Origin of the sequence: Paenibacillus sp. NPDC058898, from assembly GCF_049316025.1 — a bacterium.
In the GTDB taxonomy this organism is placed as follows: Bacteria; Bacillota; Bacilli; order Paenibacillales; family Paenibacillaceae; genus Paenibacillus_AQ.
On record NZ_JBMOSM010000007.1, the window covers coordinates 105,572 to 127,391 of the forward strand.

15 protein-coding genes and 1 pseudogene are annotated in these 21,820 nt (G+C 40.6%); all 16 read right to left on the reverse strand.

Annotated features, from left to right (window positions below):
* Positions 1–92: 92 nt before the first annotated feature.
* On the reverse strand, positions 93–821 hold the full coding sequence (locus tag ACOZB4_RS19625; RefSeq protein ID WP_379404962.1) for an FRG domain-containing protein: 729 nt from the start codon (positions 819–821) through the stop codon (positions 93–95).
* A gap of 251 nt (positions 822–1,072) precedes the next feature.
* Entirely contained in the window at positions 1,073–1,501 is a 429-nt protein-coding gene (locus ACOZB4_RS19630; RefSeq protein WP_379404960.1) for a GNAT family N-acetyltransferase, read from the reverse strand.
* A 215-nt stretch (positions 1,502–1,716) separates the two neighbouring features.
* Positions 1,717–2,412, reverse strand: a complete 696-nt coding sequence (locus ACOZB4_RS19635; protein ID WP_379404958.1) for a hypothetical protein — start codon at positions 2,410–2,412, stop codon at positions 1,717–1,719.
* Between the two features lie 308 nt (positions 2,413–2,720).
* Complete coding sequence (locus ACOZB4_RS19640) at positions 2,721–3,740, reverse strand: hypothetical protein (protein WP_379404956.1); 1,020 nt, start codon at positions 3,738–3,740, stop codon at positions 2,721–2,723.
* A 290-nt stretch (positions 3,741–4,030) separates the two neighbouring features.
* Positions 4,031–4,903 carry a GNAT family N-acetyltransferase gene (locus ACOZB4_RS19645; protein WP_379404954.1) on the reverse strand — a complete coding sequence of 291 codons (873 nt, stop codon included), beginning with the start codon at positions 4,901–4,903 and terminating at the stop codon, positions 4,031–4,033.
* Positions 4,904–5,213: 310 nt separating this feature from the next.
* On the reverse strand, positions 5,214–6,995 hold the full coding sequence (locus ACOZB4_RS19650) for a hypothetical protein (RefSeq protein ID WP_379404952.1): 1,782 nt from the start codon (positions 6,993–6,995) through the stop codon (positions 5,214–5,216).
* Between the two features lie 267 nt (positions 6,996–7,262).
* A complete protein-coding gene (locus ACOZB4_RS19655; RefSeq protein WP_379404950.1) occupies positions 7,263–8,033 on the reverse strand; it encodes a hypothetical protein in 771 nt (256 codons plus the stop codon).
* A gap of 261 nt (positions 8,034–8,294) precedes the next feature.
* On the reverse strand, positions 8,295–8,726 hold the full coding sequence (locus tag ACOZB4_RS19660) for a hypothetical protein (protein ID WP_379404948.1): 432 nt from the start codon (positions 8,724–8,726) through the stop codon (positions 8,295–8,297).
* Positions 8,727–9,176: 450 nt separating this feature from the next.
* Positions 9,177–9,260 (reverse strand): annotated as a pseudogene (locus ACOZB4_RS19665) (integrase); the annotation flags it as partial.
* 567 nt (positions 9,261–9,827) lie between these two features.
* On the reverse strand, positions 9,828–11,630 hold the full coding sequence (locus ACOZB4_RS19670) for a DUF2201 family putative metallopeptidase (protein ID WP_379405609.1): 1,803 nt from the start codon (positions 11,628–11,630) through the stop codon (positions 9,828–9,830).
* A 2-nt stretch (positions 11,631–11,632) separates the two neighbouring features.
* Complete coding sequence (locus tag ACOZB4_RS19675; protein WP_379404946.1) at positions 11,633–12,694, reverse strand: AAA family ATPase; 1,062 nt, start codon at positions 12,692–12,694, stop codon at positions 11,633–11,635.
* Positions 12,695–13,018: 324 nt separating this feature from the next.
* Positions 13,019–13,183 (reverse strand): class I SAM-dependent methyltransferase, encoded by a 165-nt coding sequence (locus ACOZB4_RS19680; protein ID WP_379404944.1) that lies wholly within the window; start codon positions 13,181–13,183, stop codon positions 13,019–13,021.
* 68 nt (positions 13,184–13,251) lie between these two features.
* Positions 13,252–13,407 (reverse strand): hypothetical protein, encoded by a 156-nt coding sequence (locus ACOZB4_RS19685; protein ID WP_422759606.1) that lies wholly within the window; start codon positions 13,405–13,407, stop codon positions 13,252–13,254.
* 41 nt (positions 13,408–13,448) lie between these two features.
* Entirely contained in the window at positions 13,449–18,002 is a 4,554-nt protein-coding gene (locus tag ACOZB4_RS19690; protein ID WP_379404942.1) for a hypothetical protein, read from the reverse strand.
* Positions 18,003–18,301: 299 nt separating this feature from the next.
* Positions 18,302–19,510 carry a GDSL-type esterase/lipase family protein gene (locus ACOZB4_RS19695; protein WP_379404940.1) on the reverse strand — a complete coding sequence of 403 codons (1,209 nt, stop codon included), beginning with the start codon at positions 19,508–19,510 and terminating at the stop codon, positions 18,302–18,304.
* Between the two features lie 7 nt (positions 19,511–19,517).
* On the reverse strand, positions 19,518–21,743 hold the full coding sequence (locus ACOZB4_RS19700) for an FAD-dependent oxidoreductase (RefSeq protein WP_379404938.1): 2,226 nt from the start codon (positions 21,741–21,743) through the stop codon (positions 19,518–19,520).
* Positions 21,744–21,820: the final 77 nt, after the last annotated feature.

Consider the following 21,820-nt stretch of genomic DNA (forward strand, 5'->3'; position numbering starts at 1 on the left):
CAAAGTCGGATGTGTCTGCTGAAATGCCTCTTCGAAATGCAACCAGCGTAAGGAGCCGCTACTTGAATATTATGTTAGATGAAGTTCTTGCCTCACTTTAAATCTGTTCTGATATTTATATACTTCGCCAAGCCTTCTAAATCAGGATAAATTGAAAAAGGATGCATGCCTGCTAAATCCAAAAATGAACTTACATCTTCTTTAAGCTTCACATCAATATTTATTCTTTTCAAAATCCCTTCTGTTATCAAATCACCGTTAAATTCATTGTCTAATGAATCAAGTGTATTGCCTTGAATTGTAAAAACACCTTGCTGTGCAACAATTCTTTGGTTGTTTCTAAGAGGATGTAATGCAACAGAATTATCCTTAAAACCATTTGTAGAACTACTAACTATCAAATCCTCATAACTTCTATCATTTGTTCTGTAAAAAACATGTTTTTCTAGAGTTTTAAAATTCAATTCTATCGGATTTAACATCCAGATCGTTAAGGGACTATTATTTGTCCAATTATTTGCTGCAAAAAACAGAGCAGTAGCAAAAGACTCAGTCCAGTCTAATAATCTAGTTTTAACACCGTGATGCTGCATAATATAAACTAAATTCCAATCACTTTCCTTATGATGTATATGACCCAAATTCTTAAAAAGATTATATCTAGTTCTTTCATTGGCTCTAAATTGATTTAAGTTTTTGAACTTTTGTCTGAATAATGACGATTTCAGTTCCCAAGTAGGGTCACTTTGGCCTCTAAACCAGGTGTTCTTATTATTTTTTTTAAAATCTCTTACTTCTTGAATAATGCTTTCCCATGTCATTGTTATGTGGTGTCCTCTCTCTATTTTATCATTGCGAGAATTTCATCTAACGTTCTTGTATTCACGAACCCGAGAACCTTAAGGGGCACTAGCCCCGGCAGCGCTTGCGCTGTTAGGTTCGCAGGATTGTCTGGCTGAAACACTCCCTCGAAATCCCTCGGTCCAGACCAAGGAGCCGTTAGGATCCATAGCGTGAATCCGTTGTTAGATGATTCTAGCCTCTTCTTAGATACTGCTAGCAAGTTATTTCTTTAGAGATATTTCTTGAAACCCTTACTTACTGAACCGTCATATCCTTCTCTTTCGAAAAATCGGTGGGCTTCTTGACGTGTTGAGTTACTTAATAACATGATTCTGTGGCAATTAATTGATTTGCAGTATTCATCAATATGTTTAAAAAGTTTCTGTCCAATATTATTATTTCGATGATTTTCATGTACTATGACGTTCTCAGCAATTGCATATGCTCTTTCTCCATGCAAGGCCTGCAAACATATATTTAGAGTTATTGTACCTAAGATTTCACCATCATTATCATAAACAAAAAGAAAATTATTAGGGTCATGTCTGATTTTCTCTATTTGTTCTTCAAGTACATTCATTTTCTTGCTATTTGGAACTAGCATTTTATAAAGCTCGAACAATTGTTTTTTATCTTTAGTTTCTGCTTCTCGAATCAATAGTCATTCACTCCCTTTTTGATTTAGGCTGATTTCATCTAACGTTCCTGTATTCACGAACCCTCACTGGCTTAAGCGCGAATGCGCGGGTCCGACGGACTTAGCCAGTGCAGGGTTGTCTGCTGATTCCGCTTCCCTGAAAAACCTCTTGCAGACCAGGGCCGTAAGGCCCGCAGCGTGAATACGATGTTATACGACGATTCTCTTTCCTTGAGTTACTCAGAGAAATACTTTAATGACATCAATGCTTCCTCTGTTAATTCAATCTTATTTTCATTAATAAAAGCTTCTATTGATTTCTTTGTAGCTTTCCTAGTTTTGTCAGTTATCTTGTCTAAAAAATCAGCCCATTCATAAAAGTCACTCTTATTAATCCTTAATGTTTCGGAGTGGAGAAATTTCTTTGTTACCTCTATCTCATCTAGATGTTGTTTATAGTACTTAGTAGTATACATTCCTCCATGGTGAACCAATAGATTGCGATCGTTAAGTAATTTATCAAATTTCTTAGATTCATAGCTTGAAAATGGTGAAATAATAAGAAGATCTTGATATAGAGAATTAATCGTTTTCGCGGTTCCAAAGTCCAACACTTCTGAAATTATAAAACCGATCTTGTCTTTTATTTCAAAATCAAAGAATAATATATCATTTAAAGCTATATTTATTTCTTTTCTTTTCTTTAGAAATCTTTCAAGTAATCTTGGACAAATATTTATTGCAGCAGCAAAATTGTTCTTACAAAATGACTCAAAATAAGCAACAAGAGCAATAATTGAAACTATTGCTGAAGCATTTGATGTATACAGTTCATCCTTACTATTATCTACTATTATTCTTAATTGATTAATGTCCATGTCATATATGGCACCAGAAGGAACGTGTCCTGCAAAATGTTTTAAATCAATCATCCTGATTCAACTCCACATTGTATTCAGATTCAACTTCACATTGTATTCAGATTCATTGAGAATTGTCGTATAACGTTGTTGTATTCATGAACCCGAAAGGCTTAAAGGAGCAGAGCGACTGGGTGGCTTTGCCACTTAGCCTTGCAGGGTTGTCTGCCTGACTCTACTTCCCCGAAATCCCTCTGCAGACCAAGGGGCGTCAGCCCCGCAGCGTGAATACGGTGTTAAGCGGAGTTCTCGACTTCTCTGATATACTCACTTTCTTTTGCTTTTACTTCTTCGATTAAATCTTGTGCTTTCAATGCAGTTTAAAAACCCTTAATAGGCTTATTTTTATATATTGTATGTGATATTAAGTTATATTTTATTTTATCAATTATACTTTCTAGAGGTTCTTCAATATTAATGTAGAACTTATTCTTTGGAAACTTTATCTCATAAAGTAAATCATATAAAACATAGCACTTGTACTTTTTCAGTAAAGAAAAAGTTACAGGAAGTTTTTTGCTTTTATTAAACCATTCAGTTTTAGTTTCTTGATCAATTCTTTTGATCTTACTAATCATCTGAATTGTATTTTTTTGAATGGTCATAATTCTATCGCTATCTTGAAAGTCTAATTTATAAGGTTCTATGATAGGATCATATATTCCCATCAGATTTATTTCGGGGTAATTTTTAAACTTCAAAGTATATTTTTGTTGGCGATTATATTGTTTCCTGTCTTCTTGTATTTTGTTTAATTCTATATTCTCTAACTCCTTTTTAATAAATTCATTCCAACTATCCCTTATTTGTGAATAAGTCGAATAATTTTCATATTTTTTTTGATTTTTACTATATGTAGTTACATAACCAATCATTTTGGGTGCATTAAACATCAAGGCACTTATAGTCCTGTGAGTAGCACCAGAAAAATAAATGTCATCATCTTTATAATAAATAAATTTAGGAAGCCCGTCCCTTAGTCTATATTCTATGCTCTTATCAACGTAAAAACTGTATTGATATGTTATTCCATTAGCAATTAAACTCTCTAGATTCTCTTTAATTCGATTGTAGTTTAATGAATTCTTTGTAGATATTTCACCTGTTACTGAGAAAAACAAGTTAAAAACAGTTCTCCCAGCAGTTGGCCAACCAGTATTAATACCAGCAATTTTTTTTGTATCTACCAATGAAACAATTTCTGCTTTCTCATCCTTATCATAAAAATATTCATAGGGGGATGTACTTCTCAGTTTTCTCCCTTTTACTTCCTCTATATGCTGTTCACTCACGCCATGATTTATTAATTCATAAATCCATTTATTAATCGTTTCACCCATGCGTTTTGGCTCCATATCTATAAAAAGTAGTAATTTATCATGTTTTAAAATCTTATCTTGTTTAATCTCGAGAATTTCGCTTAACGTTTGCGCATTACCGACGTCCAATCAGCTTAAGGACCGTAGGTCCGGGTGGCTCTGCCACTTAGCTGGTTGGATGTGTCACCTGAATTAACTTCTTTGATACTTCCTTCCTGGTGACCAAGGGAGCGTAGCGACCGCTGTGGTAATGTAATGTTAGAGGATGTTAATGCCTTCTTCGAAATTTCTAGAGTCTTACTGAATCTCAATTAATATATTTCTCCTTCATTTAAAGTATTAATATTTGATATAAAGGTATGTTCCGCGAAACAAGCCAATTCCTCAAAATGATTCCTTTCATAGAGTCTTTTAGCACTTAAATTAGACTTCGTAATACGTAAACAAACTTTTTGTACATTCTTCTTTTCAATCATGTGTTTAATACAATGCGCTAAGATTATACTTCCATATCCACGATTCTGATATCCTGGGGAGACAACTAAATCCCGAATATAGTTCTTATCTATTATATATGCTCCTATCAATTGGTTCCCTAACCAAAACGAACGGAATTCATTATCTCGTACTTTTTCCTGAAGACCTGCTTGGAATACTTTTGAATTGGTATAGTACCAATCTGTTTGCCAACCATTTTCTTTGTTTAATTGAAAATAACCTTTGTCAAATAATTCAACTAAATGATCCAACATGCTGTCTTCAAATTGTTTTTCAATCAATTCTGATTGCGATATTACTGGTGCTTCTTGTCTATTATAAAATAGATGATATCCCTCCATATCCGCTTTAAACCCAAGGCTTTGTACGAATTCTATAGCCCCGACATTTTTTCCATACACATTGAAGCATAGTTCTTTTTCATTCACTTCATTAATGAATGGCTTCATATCTGCCATTATTAGACCTTTACATTTTTCTTTATTGGGTTCATTTAAAAATGAAAAATAAGCTATATTACAATCATTATTCTCGACTATACAAAACACACCATGTTCATCAATCGATTTATTGTAATAGAACACCTTCACCATGTTATTATTAAATGCTTCGTCCACATAGTTCCTTCCTTGTGGAGAAATTTTTTCTATTAAGTTAAGAATATCTCCTCTTATTTCTGTATCCATACTACAACCCCTTTTATAAGAATTTAAGATGTTAACCATGATCTGCATTAATTTCCTCTAACGTTCCTGTATCTACGAACCCGAGAGGCTTAAGGAGCGAACGCGACCGGGTCCGACGGACTTAGCCTCGCAGGGTTGTGAGCTGAGTTTGCTCCTCTGCTCACGTCATCATGCGAACCAGGGGCCAAACGGCCCGCAGCGTAGATACGATGTTATGTGATGCCTGTGCCAACATGAGTAACTCACAAATTGTGTTAATTACCTGATGATTTTAATCAATTATAAGTACCTTTGTATTGATATATATATTTTAATTAACATTTTGAAATAATGTGAATATAGGAAGACTAGAATAAAAACTTCTTTTTTCATCATCAAAGCGTTCAAAACACTTAGTTGCTTCGAATCGATTTTCTAAGAGAACATCTATGCAGAATTGAAGCTCTATATTATCGTTCAGTATTGCTTCTCTCTTAATAAGAAATAATACCTCCTTTACTTCATCAGGAAGAATTCTATTTTTCCGCTTTAATATTTGATATTTGTTGATTTCAATTACCATTTTATTCTCTGTGTTCAGAGATGGATCAAATTTGCTATATATATATTCAGCTACCTCTAGGAGTCGAATATCACCGGAACGGTCGAAAGCGTTTATACATAATAAACAAAAGTCGTTACTTTTCTGGAAACATACTTCATTTATAAAAGGGTTGAACTGATCAAATGATTCACAAATTAGTGCATGATTTACGTTAATCCCACGACTTAGAGAATCAACAACTAACATGGTATAAATACTATGTGGTATAGGCGGTATATCACTATCTTCGGAAAAGTTAAGTAAACAATGCAATTTAAGCATATCCGCCGAAAAAGCGTTTATGAGCTTCTTTTCGCCATCAGGGTTATAAAATAAGACAACAACATGATTTGAAACATTGAAGTTGATAAGTGAACCTTTCTCAGGAGAACTCAATGATATCCCATCAATTTGGTCATGCAGTATTGATCTTATTAAAAACTCAAATGTAGGATATAATTCAGGTTGATCAACAAATTGAGTATCCTCAGGAATACCTAGATTTCGAAAAACTAGCTGTAATTCTTTCAAAAAACTTTGATGAGTATACACTTCTTGCAATACCTCTTCAATTTTGGTAGCATCTTGTTTTAGTCCAAAGGTACTACCATCAAATTTTACGGTTTTACCTGAAAGAATATATATAACAAAAGGTATAGTTGATAGCTGAGTAGCAAGTGATCTAAAGCCCAAGAACTTTAGGGTAAACATATTAGCTTCCTGATCAATAGAGAATTGAAACAACTCTTCTACAACAAATGTTGTGACACGTTCTTTAACAGTAACGGTACAGTTCAAACAAAACTTCTCGTCATCTTCACCAATAAAATGGATAATTTTGTTAGTGGTAAGATCGGTGATTCTACCAACAGATAAAGGAAACATTGAACCATTTGCGATACCATACATATGAAAATCATGATCAAAAATAGATGAGTGAGAAGAATGAGGATCATAGGTTAAACTTCTAAAAGAATACTTAGTAAATGCATCTTCAGCAATTGGTTTGTTCTCTACATAATACTTAGGTTGGTATTGCTGTTCGTTTAAAAATCTCCTGCAGACTGTATATAGTGATGACTCTTCCAAAGGTCTTAATTCAATTGAGCGACTTTTTTGATTTCCATATAATTGCAGAATATTCAAAAGTTCAAGGGTTAATAGTGGTTTATAAAATAGCTTGGTATTTCCTTGCTCATCAATTTCTCCAAGTAAGAGTAGTGCTCCATCTCTTTTATAAAAGTTTTTTATATCGCCCATATCAAGTGAAAAACTAATGTTCCCATCACTAAATTTTTTCACACTTTTACTTTTAACTTGTATTGGAACACTGCCGAGATAAGAACTTTTCTTTTCGGAATCGTCAAATAAAACAGTTATGTCTCCATCAAATGAAATAGCCTTGTCACCAATCGGAATATTTGGTATAAGATATGATCCTGGTTTAATTGCAATAGAATTGATTGCAAATACTGCATTCATTTCGAGCTTAGAATTTGACATCTTCATAATAATCCTCCACATTTTTACTTATCGCTTTTCTCAATACTTAAGAATTTCAACCTTAGTTTCTAAGTCTTTTGATTTTTATACAGGTTTCACATAACGTTCCCGCATTCACGAACCCTCACCGACTTAAGGGGCGCCAGCCCCGGCCGCGATGCGGTTAGTCGGTGCAGGGTTGTCGCCTGAATTCTCTTCACCGAAATCCCTACTTGGCGACCAAGGAGCCGCTAGGCTCCGCAGCGTGAATGCATTGTTATCGGATGACTCGGTCTACTGTGAAGAACTATCAAAGTCCTGAAATACATGTTTAAAATGTGATTTTAAGTAAATTTCCAATTTATCTTCAGATAAAAACTGCAATGGATTACTATCTGTTACATAAACAACATAAGGCGGTGGAGTGAAGACATGTTTTGAAAGAATACTCAAAAGATAGTATGTAATTTCAAACGCTTTTTCCGCATCTTCTCTTGAAATATTAGAATGTATAAATGAAAACCCACTGAGTTTAAAGTTGCTATTATTATCATGTTCGATATTCCTTACTGTTCCACCCCAGGAATTTTCTTCGATATTATCAACTTCTAATTCAAAAGTAGACTCTGTTATTTTAGTATGAACTAAGTAATTCCTAAAATTAATAAATTCAACAAATAGTCTAAACACTTTAGAGTTTTCGACAAAATGGAAGTCCGATAGTATCGGAGGAAGGAGTAAAAATTTATCTTTAATAGACAGTCGTCTCCAGTTACTTTTTATATATTCCACATGAGTAGACGGAATATTATTCCTTACTTCTCTTTTATTGTTGTCTGAGCAAATAAAAATATCATAATAAAGTCTATTAATAGTTGATTCTAAAGATAAAAATGAAGCTATACAAACCATTATTGCATCTTGTCTGTCAAACATAGTACTTACTTGATTAGAATGCTTCCCCATGGTTTGAAGTGTTCTAAATGCAAATGAAAAATATGATGATGTTGGATCTTCAGGGGTTTTTAATGATGTAACTTCTCCAACTTTCAAATTCCTTTTCATTGTTCTGCTCCTTTATTGGTTGTGCCGAGATTTCCGATAACGTTATTGTATTCACGACGCCCCACCACCTTAAGCGACCAATGGGAGCTGCCGCGATGCGGTTAGGTGGTGCGGGTGTGTCCGGCTGATCATACTTCCTTGTAACTGGATTGCATCTTCGAAATCACTTCGGACTTCGGCCGGACCGAGGGGCGAATGCCCCGTAGCGTGAATATTGTGTTATAGGATGTCGGCGCCTTCTTCGATTTATCTATCAAATGACTAGTTTGATTTTGAAAACTCCTCACAAATGTTGGGTTCATGGTCATAGTCGTTTGTATGACAATAATTTGTTCGTGATTTATCTTTATCTATTACAAAATCAATAAAATGCTCTCTCAAAGAGGTGTCCTTATAAAGTCCAGTTTTTCCAAAATGAATGATTACTCTAATGTCCTCCACTGATTCTGGCAATGCATTAATAATCCTATTCACTTCGGTAATATTGATATCCTCATTATTCTTATATACATTAACTTGAATTCCTCCAAGATACAGAGTGTTAAAGTTGCTTAACTTATAATCAAATTCAAATGGTTTTATTTCTTCAGCAAATTGTGTTCGTAATTCAGTTATATATTTATCCTTATGATGTCTAGCATAATATTTTTTATATGAATCATGTATATTAGATACCAATTCAATTGCAGGCATGGATAAAATAGCTGCTATAAAGATTAATCCTAGTACGTGAGGTACAAATTGATATGATTTATAGAGTTTTTTCCCAACAAGTACATAGATTATTATGACAATTATAGCGAGAAATATTGCTGTAAAAGCAACTGGTTTATTATCTTCGCTTAGAAGCCCGTCACCAAAATTAAAAGCAAAAACGAGAAAAGCGTAAAAACAACCAAACCCTACTGGTAAGGCAAAGATAACATAGATAATCTTAAGAAATCTCTGACTTTTTATTGTGGTTCTCCTCCTGTTTTATTTTATTGTCTTTGCGCTGATTTCCTATAACGTCTTATCTACGAACTTCGCGAATACTTCCATATTACGTGTATTCCCGTACTTCGTAAACACTCCCTTCATCAGGGTATCTACGAACTCCCTCTCCGTAATACCCCGATTTCAATAATCCAGCCGGCTCTTAATCTATCTGGCGTCCTTCATAGACACATGAGTATAACGCACTGTTGTTCGACTGCTTTGGTGCCCGAGTAACTCTTGTATATACCTTGGATCCGTACCTCCTTACAGTAAAGGCTTTGTAAAGGAATGTCACAACACGTGAATACTCACCTTTTTCGCTACATTGGACAGGTTTTTCGCATGTTAAAACACCTTCTACACAGAAGGCTCTGTCAAGTGCCCTTCGTGCGATTGGCCCGAGAAAATCCATTCCTCGGGTTTATACACTCTCATTTCTGCAAAAAAAGACCCGCAGATCACATTTGTGACACCTGCAGGTCTCCGGTCTCCAGCCTTTTATTCATATCTCTTTCACTGTAGCCGTATATCTCTAAACATTTATCATTTGATATTACGAATATTGAGACAGATTTCTCGTAAAAATAGAACTTTTCGCATTCGACTTTCAAAAAAATATAATTCCTTTTATCATTTCAACTGTTCAAGAGCGTACTCCATTGTAATCGTAATATTATCTGGCATGTCATGAAAAGAAACCATTGTACTTCCTGTAAAGCATGAGGCTCCTTATTGAATTCTATTTTTTGAGTTGAGTTGTGTTGTGTTGTGTTTAACATACTTTTAAACCTCAGCTTGCTCAGTGCGTATTGTTTCTTAATCGACACGGAAAACAGGTCCTTTAGGAGAAAAAGGTAGTTCATTTCCTCTTGGCAGTAAATAAGCATGTTCTCGTCGAATGGTCAGTTTGTCGCAATAGCCATCAGTAATAATTAAAAGTGGTCCATTTTTCGGAAAGTCCTCAGCATGAGAGATTAAATCAATCGCAGGCTGCAAAACGGTCCCCCCTCTACCTCTGACTTGAACACGATCGGCGATTGTCTCTGGGGCAACATAACCCGCATCGTAAGGAGCTGCATCGCAGAACACAAGACGAGCAAATGGTACATCTCGAGCTTGCGCGTAACTAGCAATAGCACCAAGCGCCTTAGCAAGCAATTTTTTATCCATTGAACCAGACGTATCCAAAATCACACCAAACGTACGTCCATCCTCGGATGAACCGCTGTAAACCCATTGAGGTCTTGGGATATCTGGCGTTGATGATTGGCGACGGCTGACACGGGCATAGGACCGCGTTTTTTCAAGTGGAGAAAAATATGAATCAAACCATTTGGCAAGCTCAACATCCCATTTAATCGGTGGTTGACCAAGTGCTCTAATTTCTTCAACAAGCCCAGAAGGAAGTAAACCCCTAGCTTGTTCTTCGTGATACATTAAACCTTGTTGAAGAGCATTCTTGCAAAAATCATCAAGCGTTTGCCCATTTCGAACATCCCAGAGCGACGGATCACCTTTGCCAATCATATCGCCTAATCCATTGCCACGAAGCGTAGCTAGTTTTCTATATAAGCGAATATCTCCAACCATTTTGTCGTAAATCGATTCTGCAGATAAACCTTTCAACTCTGGGTCTAAAAGCAGACCGATATTAGGATATTCACCAACTTGCATTTCAACCAACCAAAGGTTGATGACATAATCACAAGCGACATTCCACAAATAAGGATCGCGACCTTGGCAGCGTTCATGATGCTGTAGACCTGCGTGTAATAACTCATGCGCCATCACAAAAATACATTCTTCGTCCGTTAATCCAGCTGCTGGATTCATGTAAATTTCGCGTTCTACAACATCAATAGCCGCAACGGAAATGCTTAATCTTTGGCAGATAGCTTGGTCTTCAATAATTGAAAAACCGGAAGCAAGTGCGCCGAGCAATGGATAACGGTCCATGAACCACCGTTTTGCCCGCTGTGCAGCACTTTTAACACTCGTAGAATCTGTCAGGGAAGCGGAGTAACCTCCTGCAACACTTACAGCACTTGTGACCGCGTTAGATAACCCAATTGCAAAGTATTTTTCCCATTCGGGTTCTCCCCCCCAATAGCTACGCGCTGCTGTAGCCCGAACATCCATATCCGAACTTGCTACACCTGCTGTGCCAAAATATTTCAAAACTTCCGGAACGCCCCGTGCACAAAATTGCTCATAAAGAAACTCCTCATCCTTTACGGTCATATCCGTCCGTGTTTCCATATCAGAAGGAGGTGTTCCTAGTTTTAAATCAGCAAGAAATTTGGCTATGTATAAATCACAAGCTGCATTCCATGCCACTGGATGATCTTTCGTTTTCAAATGACCAAGTCCTAAATGCAACAAACAATGAGCAAGCACATAGACCCACTCCGAGGTTTCGCCTCGGCGTTTAGGGTGCGTGTAAATATATCCACCTTTTGTAACAGTTGCCCAACCATTTATTGGATAAGGGGTCCCATCACGATGGACAATACTGGTTCTTGAACATAAAGGCGAAAATATAGGATGGTTTTCAATTATTTCTACTGCTGCTTGGAATTGTTTTAAAGCTGGATTTACAGGTGTCGATTTTTTTGACATCATTACCCCTTATCTTTAACGGCGAGCCGTGGTAAGTCACGAACAATTTCCACCATTAGCCAGTCAGGAATATTAGAGGATTGTTCATTTTTCGCAACAACGAGCTGTGCAATTTCAAAACTAATGGTAGACAAATCTTTAATCAATTTTTTCACCGTATGAGCAAACTGCCTATGATTCCCACTGATATCATCTTTTCGAGCAGGAAGTTCTTTAATAATTTGTGCTCGAAAAGATTGAGCCAGAAAATAGAGAACATCACGACCTTCTGCAGCAGACGGAAATGAAATTTTGCCCTCTAAAATAGCATTTAATTGATATTTACCACTTAGATTTTTGTAAAAAGCTTTAAATTGTGTTGCATGAGCAGGAGTTAAAGAACCACCCGATAAAATACCGACCACTTCTGGTGATAAATTATCGCCAAACTCGCGAAGTGCATCAGATAGCATATGCCAGGACCTTGGCGTGGAGAACGGTTCTTCCGTTTTCGGAGGGGCACTCCACAGATGGTCGGGGCGAGACTCTAAATATTCAATAACTATCGGATGAATTTCGTTTTCGTACGCCCAAGAAATCCAATCTTGAAACGATACATTAAGTTGGACATGAAACATACGATTAATGAGCGCAGAGGACATCGGTTTTACAATTGCACTATCTTGCGCACGGTTGCCGGCACCGATTACAATCGAGCCTTCTGGAAGATGATAATCACCAATTCGACGCTCATGAATAAGACTGTAAAAAGCTTTTTGGACTTCTTGCGAACAAGCATTAAGTTCGTCCAAAAATAAACAGTAAGGTTCCTTGCGAGCAATCATTTTGGGTGGACAAAATTGACTTTTGCCGTCAACGATCTGAGGTACGCCAATAATATCTTCTGGCGCAAGCTGAGAGCCTAAAAGTGAAACACATGGAAGTCCGACTTGATCTGCAAATGATTCAACTAAAGCTGATTTTCCAATTCCTGGGGCACCCCAAATAAAGACAGGGCGAATAACGGAAACGTTAAGCAATATCTGCATCAATTGTGACTGTGTAACGGGAACAGCAAGATTCAATAGATATACTCCTTTTTCTTGAAAGATAATCTTATTATAACAAAAACCACCATTACGGCGGTTTTAAGAAAGCGTAAAATATGTTGTACAAACCCTTTCCATTTAATCGACTCTTTTAGGTTAGTGAAAGAAGGAATAAAATACCAACAATAGAGGCCCTCTTTAAGATAAGTGATTGATAATGAAGTGAACCATTTTTTAATGGTATAGCATTAAAATAGACCTCTTCAAAATGCTGACCTATGAGAGTCCTTAGTGAATCATCGGAGTATGACAAAAAAACGTTTTGGTTCGAATGAATCCTCCATCCATATTCCCTCTGACTCAGTTTCCGTACATCCCCATATAAAAGAGACCCTCCGGCTTTATAACCCGTTTTACTTCTTTAATCACTTGGTGAATTTCGGCCTTGGGAACATGTAAGAGGCAGTTTAGCGCATATACTGCATGGAATGAATTATCATCGAAATCTAAACAAGCATTTTGCATAGTTCAATACTAAATTCCAAGAAATAAAAAAGCCGAATGGATCGTTCTCATCCACTCAGCGCTTAGGGTTATTTTACAATAATTTGTATAACATCACTTACCGTTGTTCCACTTCCATTCATAAACTCACCGCGATATTGATAAATGCCAGGAGATTTCCCAGAGATTTGTGTAATGGCCGATTGAGCACTTGGTATAGTTCCCACCATGATCCCAGTTGTCACTGGACAACACAGGTTTGCCGGGATTCGCCTCAACGCCGCTATTATTCGGAAAGTGTCGGTTTACCTGGCGACTCATTTGCAAGCAGCTCCGGACTAACGGAATGCCGTTCGAACTTGACTGCATCAGCCCTCGTATAGATCATATCGGCAGGAAGGGTTGGCGGATCTACCGTTGTTGGAGTCTCCCTGGTTAAACGAACATACTCGCTACCGTCTCCCGTAAAGTCGAACGTTCCTAGATTAACCCAACCCGAAGAGCCGACCGTTGCATCGATATACGTCACCTCGGTACCCGTCTGATGTTTCACTTCCACTTTGACATGATTATCGTTTGCCGTCGTATGGACGAGCTTGTAGATGGAGACCGTATATTTCCCCTCTGGAAACTGGCCTTTCCACGTTGCTGATGATCCTTGAACTGTAGTGTAACGGGACTTAACCCCAATTTTGTATCCGGCTAAATTGCTTTGGCTCCAAGACCCTTCTGTCGTGTATAACCCCGTTGTATCTGTACTGTCGACGATAACCGTTAGGTCCTTGATCGATATGGTCAAAGGCGGTGTGGTTAAGGTCACTCCGTCAATCGTTACAGTGGCCCATACCTCAATGTAATCCCTTTCCCCATCGAGATTTAGAAGGGTCAACCGACCGCTGCTATCCACTTCAGCCAGATCCGTACGATCCACGAAATACTGCACATTAGCCTGTGTCAGATCACCGATCAAACCGTTATCCAAATAACCGGTTACACTTAGTTGTGCGTTTTGAGTCATCTGCAGCTCATTTCGATCAGATTGGATCACCGCCGATTCCAATTGCGGTATTCTGTTCGGGTCCACCCACATGATCGCATCGGCTACTACCCTTGACTTGTTGGCCTTATTGGTTAGTTCCACGTAGCCACTATCGCCTGCAGCAAAAGGATAGTCACCTAGGTGTACCCAAGTACCATTGGCCGTTGTCTCATCAACGGTAACTGTCTCGGAGCCCCCGCTATAATAAACAGTAAATGAGGCATTCGTTGCCCAATTTTCAGTCGCAGCCGTTATTTGCGGAAGCTTGTAATACACACTGTAAGTAACACTTTCCGGCAGCTCCGGCCGCCATTTCATTTTGCTTGTCGCTGTGCCGGCCGTCGATTTGGCATACACATAGTTATCATAGTAATAGTCGTTAGCCGTCGTATCCCTTATCCAGATGCCTTCTGCCTCCGCCTCCGTATTATCCACAATGATAGATGAACCATCCTGTCCGTCGGGTTGGACTGGAGTTTCCGTTACCTGATCAGGCAGATAGAGTGTCCGCTTGCGGGTCTGTTTCCCCTCCGATTCCACATAATACGTGAAGGTTTGGGATAAATCGTTCACCCGTATCGACCATTCCATCGGATATATCGTATCTGGGATGGTTGTATACGTAGCCCCGCCATCCAAGGAATAATGAATTGTCGCTGGTTTCGTCGTTTTGGCCTGCACATAAGCATCATAAACCGTTTCGTCAGGCTTGACGATCAGCATACCTTTAACTGCATCGATTGGACTGTGAATATCGAAGAAATAGCTTGCATCCGATGTATCAGCAGTTCTGACCTGGTGCAGCGGCACATCAATGTTGAGTCCTTCTACAATGATAGCAGTTATTCCCTTGCTTGAAACCGTGGCTTGAATGATTCCGCCACTCATAACCGCTTGTTCTGGTGTGCCATTATCGCGGATGATCGTTACGGTATAATCTTGTGCCGGGTTGAATCCAATGATTTGTTTATTCAATTCGATCGGAGTCTGAACTTCATCTGACGATGCGTTGCTCAGCCCGATGTAGAATTTATCCCCGCTCTCACCCGTTATCCAGTTCAATTGAGGATGATTAGTCTTAATAATCCCCTTGGGCATCCAGAGCCAAACGTCCGAATTACCATAAAAATGACCTGGTTTATTCCCATAGAGGTGATATTTGAACCATAAAAAATTCGTTTCAAATACGGAAGGAAATGTAATACTCCCATTCGATTTCAACGATTGTTCGCTGATCAAATAATCCATCGTTTGCCCGAGCTGCCCCGGTATATGGTGATAATAGATGGATGTTGCCCCGCTTGGGCCTTCCAGAGGGAAATCCGGTTCAAGTTGGCTAACGGCGAAGCCCTTATAGTAATAACCCGGGTAACTGGAAGATCGACCAATAACCGCATTATGAGCAATATCCTGCAGCAGTTTATCACCTGTATAGAGCGACAACCTCAGCATGAATGGGGCTTCCTGGGCATTCATCCGATAATAGCCGGTTGTACTTCCCGCCTCAAACGTCAATCCGCTCGGTGAAACAAGCCAACGATCCGCTTGTACGCCTCCGGCTATATCTTCTGGGAGCTTGGTTCTAGGATACTGGTATTTACCGCTTTCTGGCCAATGGAACGATTCTGCGTAATTATACGTCTCGGGCTGCGGAATTGTAACGGTACCTTCAGGAACCGGACGAGCAACGAACATCGTTGCATAACGTTTGGCTTCCTTATATGCAGCATTCAAGTATTTGGGATCCTGAGTTTCCTCGTAAAGCTCCAAAATCTCCATCCACAGCTTGCTATAATAATAAATGAACTCATTTTTGCTCACATTCACGGATGCAGGCGTATCGATATGCTGCATGATATAGCTGTCGGCTGCATCCTTGGCAGCCTGCAAATACTGCGCATCTCCTGTCATACGATACATCATCAGGGGCTGAATGACAGGACCGCGGTCTTTCTGGTCAGGATCACGCACGAGGTACTCTTCCTGTGCCAGCGCCCCAATTCCTGCCGAAGTGCCCATCATCTGATTAACAGCGGCGACGCTTGAAACATCGAATGGCAGGGTGGCCATTTTCCATAACGAAGGCACGCCGTATACTTTCTTCTGCGTCGGCGACCAACCGATGCCATTTCGTGATACGCCATACTGAACGGAGGGCAATGCTCTCGTATCGTAAAGCTGGTCATCCCCGGTCAAATAATAAGCCCCCAGAAGAACCGCATTCGAACTTGTTCGAACGCTATCCTCGTTCTCGATATCAATAAAGCCCTTGGCACGGCTCCACCACCCGCTAGGTGACGGGACATACTGAACAGAGTCGTCCCCTTGCGGGTCAATCTTAAGTAAATCGATCATATTGAACATCGCGTCAGTAAGCGACTGATCTGAAACATTTTCCCGGTATGCCGAGTAACCGTACTCGTTGCGAAGAATATCCGCATAGGACTCATAAAGATTGTTTTTTTGAGCGATTAGCCCCATATGAAATTGATAAGTGTTTTCTGCGGTCATTTGCGAATAAGTCCCTAATTGAGGAGCATACAGGATTGGCTGCACGCTGCCTTCATTGTTGACTAGGCTCATGCCAAGCCGTTGTTTCGTGACGCCTCCCGTCGGTTCAAACTCAACCGGAAGCTCTTGCGAAGGTACAAATACTCCATACGTCAATGGATTCCCCGAACTGTCATTCTTCTCAACCAGACTCATTGGAGCGCTCAGCTCCCTCAAGCTTGTTGATTCCACCGTACCTACCATTTTGGCATGCGACCTGAATCCATTTAACACTTCATTGATGCCAGAGACTACCTCTGTTGTGAAGGACTGATATCCAATCACATAATTACCATCGCGGCGAGGCGTGAAGGCGAAGGAAACATCTGGTTTATCCCCTGCCATGGACCAGTTCACTTCAAAATCGTAATCACTTCCATTCATAGAATCGGTTAATACCGCCGTGCGGCTGTCGGGAAAAGTGATCCCGTCGAATGTAATCCAGCGTTTGTTCATCGTATCGTAGTAATTGGTTCGGCTCCCTGCATTCCCATCCAATAAAACCCATTGCTCCTCAAGTCTTTCCGCCACAGTATTGATTGGCATCCAGTTTCCTGTGTCCGTGTTCCTGTAGAACATGTCACGAACGATGGATTTGCCCCCATCCCATGCTGCTTCATAGAAGGTCGCCTTATAGTTATCATTTTCGATGCTGCCCTTTTCCGTGTAACTGAGATTCGCTAATGTGCGGCTCCGCAGCGGGGGCAACGGCGGTTCTTGCTGCCTGATATTTCCTTCGAACTTGACTGCATCGGCGCGAGTAATAATCGTGCCCGTCGTAGGTTGCGTTCGAGTCAGCCTGACAAATTCGGAATCATCACCACTAAATTCATACTCCCCCAAATCAACCCATCCGACCGATGGACCCGACGAAGGTCTAAGATCCATAAACTTGACATCCGTAATCCCGTTATGAACAATTTCAATCTTCACATTACTATCTGCTTTATCCGCCCAGTCAAGCTTATAGAACGATATTCTCGCCGTCCCTGCTTCCAAGCGTGGATTCCATGTGATGCTTCTACCTACGGCATCCGTATATTTTGAACTGGAATTATTGTATCCCTTCACTCCTGCGCTTGTGGTCCAATAAGGAGCGGAGAACCCGTTATTGGCGTTACCCGCATCAGGTGTCACAACATCATTGATCGTGATGCTCCCGTCATCAATGATAATCGTCTGATAAGGTAAGGTTTCCGCATAAGCGGCCCTTATTCCGATCAGGCTGAAAGGAACTACTATCGTCAACATGAAAACGATGAAGAAAAACAGCTTCCTTTTGACCATACAACTCACAGCCTCCCTTAAATTGATAACGCTTTCAAAATAACAATGCCCTCCTTTGTTCGAAGATCGTAAAGAAGCAATTAGCCTTATCCTTCTGGCTAATCCCGCTCCGTCGTTTTTATCATAGCATGCCATATCACCGTGAAATTTCTTTCATTTCAAGAATTTCTTATAAGATTTTAAGTAAAAAAAGAAACCTACATTCGAATTGATCGCTCCATTGCAATCAGATAGAATGTAGGTCTTCCAAGTGGAAAAATCAATTATAATGGCGGCTGCACCAATAGCAGCTTTCCAATCTGAATGACCGTTTGATCATACCAAGCTGGATGCTGCCGAACATGCTCCATACTTCTTTCATTGCCGCTTGCCTCAAACACGGCCGCTTTGTCTGTCTTCTTGTGGTCAACTTCGAAGCGAACCGTATGTTTCCCATTCGGTAGCACAGGTAAGAAAACATACTGATTTCGATTATGGTCGTTATAGGGTGTGAATCGATCGATAAGGAAGGGTTTCCCTCCATCCACCGACACCTTCAATCTGCCAGAATCCGGCCCCCCGATATCGAATAATCCGATGTGGGTCCCCTCAAACTCCACTGTGATCGTCTCTCCGGGATCGACTGCTCGCCATAGACCAGGAAACAACCAATCGTATTCGCGCACTAAAGCAAAATTATCGGGGGTCATGTAAGACCATCCTGCCGAAAAAAGAGTAAGACTCTCCAATGGCAGCATGGTCGCATACTCCCAAGGATTGGCCGGGACCAAAGTATTCTGAGGCAAGTGATGTTCGATCTTTCCTACGCGATCTCGAAGTTCGCTGATTTTCTCAAACGACCGGGTGATTGTATCCGTGTAAATCTGGTGTCCTTCGGGAATCGTCGGATGGATCGAATCATGCGTAAAAATAACGGCTCCGGGAATGGACACGTCTGCCCTTGAGGTGAAAATGAGCTTTCCATCCGAAACCAATTGACTGACTGCTATGCCCAGATGAATCGAAGGAATGCCGTAATAGTCCGCGACTTCCTCTTGCATAATGGCTCCCTTCTGGTATTCTCCAGACTGAAATAGGGCCACATCTCGCTCCTTCAGCGTATATACGAACAGGATATCGGTAAACCGGCTCCGCTTGCGGATCTGTCGGACAATTCCTTCAATCCGCGCCTTGGACTCCGGAACTCCGCCATCGTTACCAACAAATTCAACAAACACGAGATCAGGCTGATGACGCAGTACATCAGTCTCCAAACGGGCGCAGCCGAGGTCCGATCCTGTCCCATCAATGCCTGCGTTCACAGAGCGGATATCCGCATTGGGATATTGTCCTCGAAGCCAATCCGCCGTCATAACTCTGTATCCTTTAGAACGCGTATTACTGCCACCGAAATAAACGATGGTCACGGTTTCCCCATTTTCCAACTTCTGAATGACATTAGGCAGCCCTCTTCGAGGGAAAAATTCCTTCATCGTAACTTCACCTGGCCTCACTTAGCGTTTTAGGAGCAAAAAATTTTACAGCAAACACTTCATAATAAGGCGAACCATACGTTGCACAGAAATCAAACCGAATTCGGGTTACCCCTTTTGCATGCACCTGATGTTTATTCAACGAAAGATAATTCCCACGGATATTAATTTCACTCTCGGTTCCGTCTTCTAAGGTTAAGGTCACATCATAATCTTGGATAAGTGGCTCGATCGGATCATCGAAATGCTCCAAATTCAGCTGCGAGTTGAACACAAGATGGATTTCATCCAGATTCTTGGGGCTTGCAAAACCAAATTCCAGCCATTCCTGTCCTTCCGTACGTTCAGAAATCCAGCTGTTTGGCAGACCATAAGGTCTGGAGTATCCGTTGACAACATTCACGGGATTATACATATTTTGAGATGGCAATAGGTCTTTGAAGCAAATGTTCTTATTAAGCTTCTTCAGCCTGGACGGCACTTCCGGCCTATAATGAAAGCTGACTGCCCCTGTAATTTTCTCTTCATTGCCGTATACGGCAATGCTCGCCGGGCCTTCCAAAACGATGTAGACCTTGTCATCAGCCGGTTTCTCGCAGCCCAGGTCCAGCGTAATCCAGTCATCGTGACCACCTGAAACAACCAAGTGATAGTCTTTCAGCCCGCTTGTGGGAATATAGTTTTCCTTCCGCTCCCCGCCAAACAGCTTCACTTGCAATGTTTCCGAATGCTCGGATCTATTTTTAATTTTGATTCGCACGCTTTCAGCCATGGATGTCTGAATCGGCAAGACCAAACATAACGCTTTCTCCAAGGAGATCTCTTCGGTTGGATGAACATTATCATAGCTTCGCTGAGACGAGGCACGAATCGTTAATCCGTCAGCAAAATAAGGATCCAACTGCTCTTGAAGCCCTACAATCGTTTGCCCATCTCGAAGCAGCTGCGCTTGAAGCTCACCCATATGGGATTTGACTATGGCTGCAGGGTCGGCCTCGTATTTTAAGCATAACGCAGCTGCCGTTCCTACGGCCTGCCCCATACAACCGCAGGTTGCCATGACCCTTGTCGATCCAAAAGCCACATGGGTAGCGCTTATATTGCGCCCAGCGAACATGAGATTAGGAATATTTCGTGAATATAAGCTGCGGAAAGGGATATTATACAATCCCGGCACGAAATTCCACGCTGTAGCCGGCCCCTCATCGTAGATGCCTTTGTTCGCATGCAGATCCATATACCAGCCTCCGACGGATACAGCATCATCGAAATGAGGCTTTGCTGTGAGATCGTTCTGAGACAACATGTGCTCCCCTATAAACCGCCTCGACTCCCGCTTTCCCGGAATCGGGCATACATAATCCAAGATGAGATTGTCCACATCATCAAACTCGCCGCTATTTTTGATATAATCCCAAATCCCGTACACCAATTTTCGCAGTTCCAAGGCGATGTCTTCATTATTCTTGATAATATCCATATGTCCGCCGTATTCCAGCCACCATAATCCGCCAAGCCCGTTGATTTTCCTCGGAAAAGACCGATGGTTTAAGCCTTTTCTGATACTATCGAAAAAGGCCAACTTCGTAATGTCATACGCAAAGCCTGGTCTTTTGTAAGGAACGGGATAGTCTACGTCACGGGCTTGAAACAGAATCGTATCGCCCATGGTGTAATGATCCGCCACTTCTGGGGCCAACTCCTCCTTATATTCATGCTTCGCCTCTCTTCCCCATCGGAAGTGAGCACCTGCTTGGTATCCAACAATTCCATCGCCGGAGCAATCGATGTAGGTTGGGCTTTCAAAACGAAATTTTCTTTCGGAAGCTAATTGCAGGCCCTCCACCCATTTAATTCTGCCGTTCTCCATGCCCGTTTTATGCACACATGTATTTAGGAACAGAGAAATGTTAGGCTCCTCATAAACCATGTCGAGCAAGACCGTATCCGAAAGCGAAAGCATAAGTTTCTTATTGTATAACGGATTATAATGAAAGATCTTCAGCTTGAGTTCTTCTACCAACCCGCCCTCGCGAGCATAATAGGATGGACTGTTTCCGAGATATGCCGATCCGTTGATATGAACCCTGACCTCGCTGCTCGCATTTCCCCCAAGAACCGGCCGATCATTAATAAATGAAACCTGCAGCCCTTGGCGTGCGGCAGCAATGGCAGCGCATATTCCGGCAATACCTCCGCCTACGACGGTTACATCTGCTTTTATAAGCTCCATTTTGATAACCTCCATGATTAGATGCTTCTATCATGGTAATGGTTTTGGTCCCCTTTTTTTTACATGATTTCGCGAAA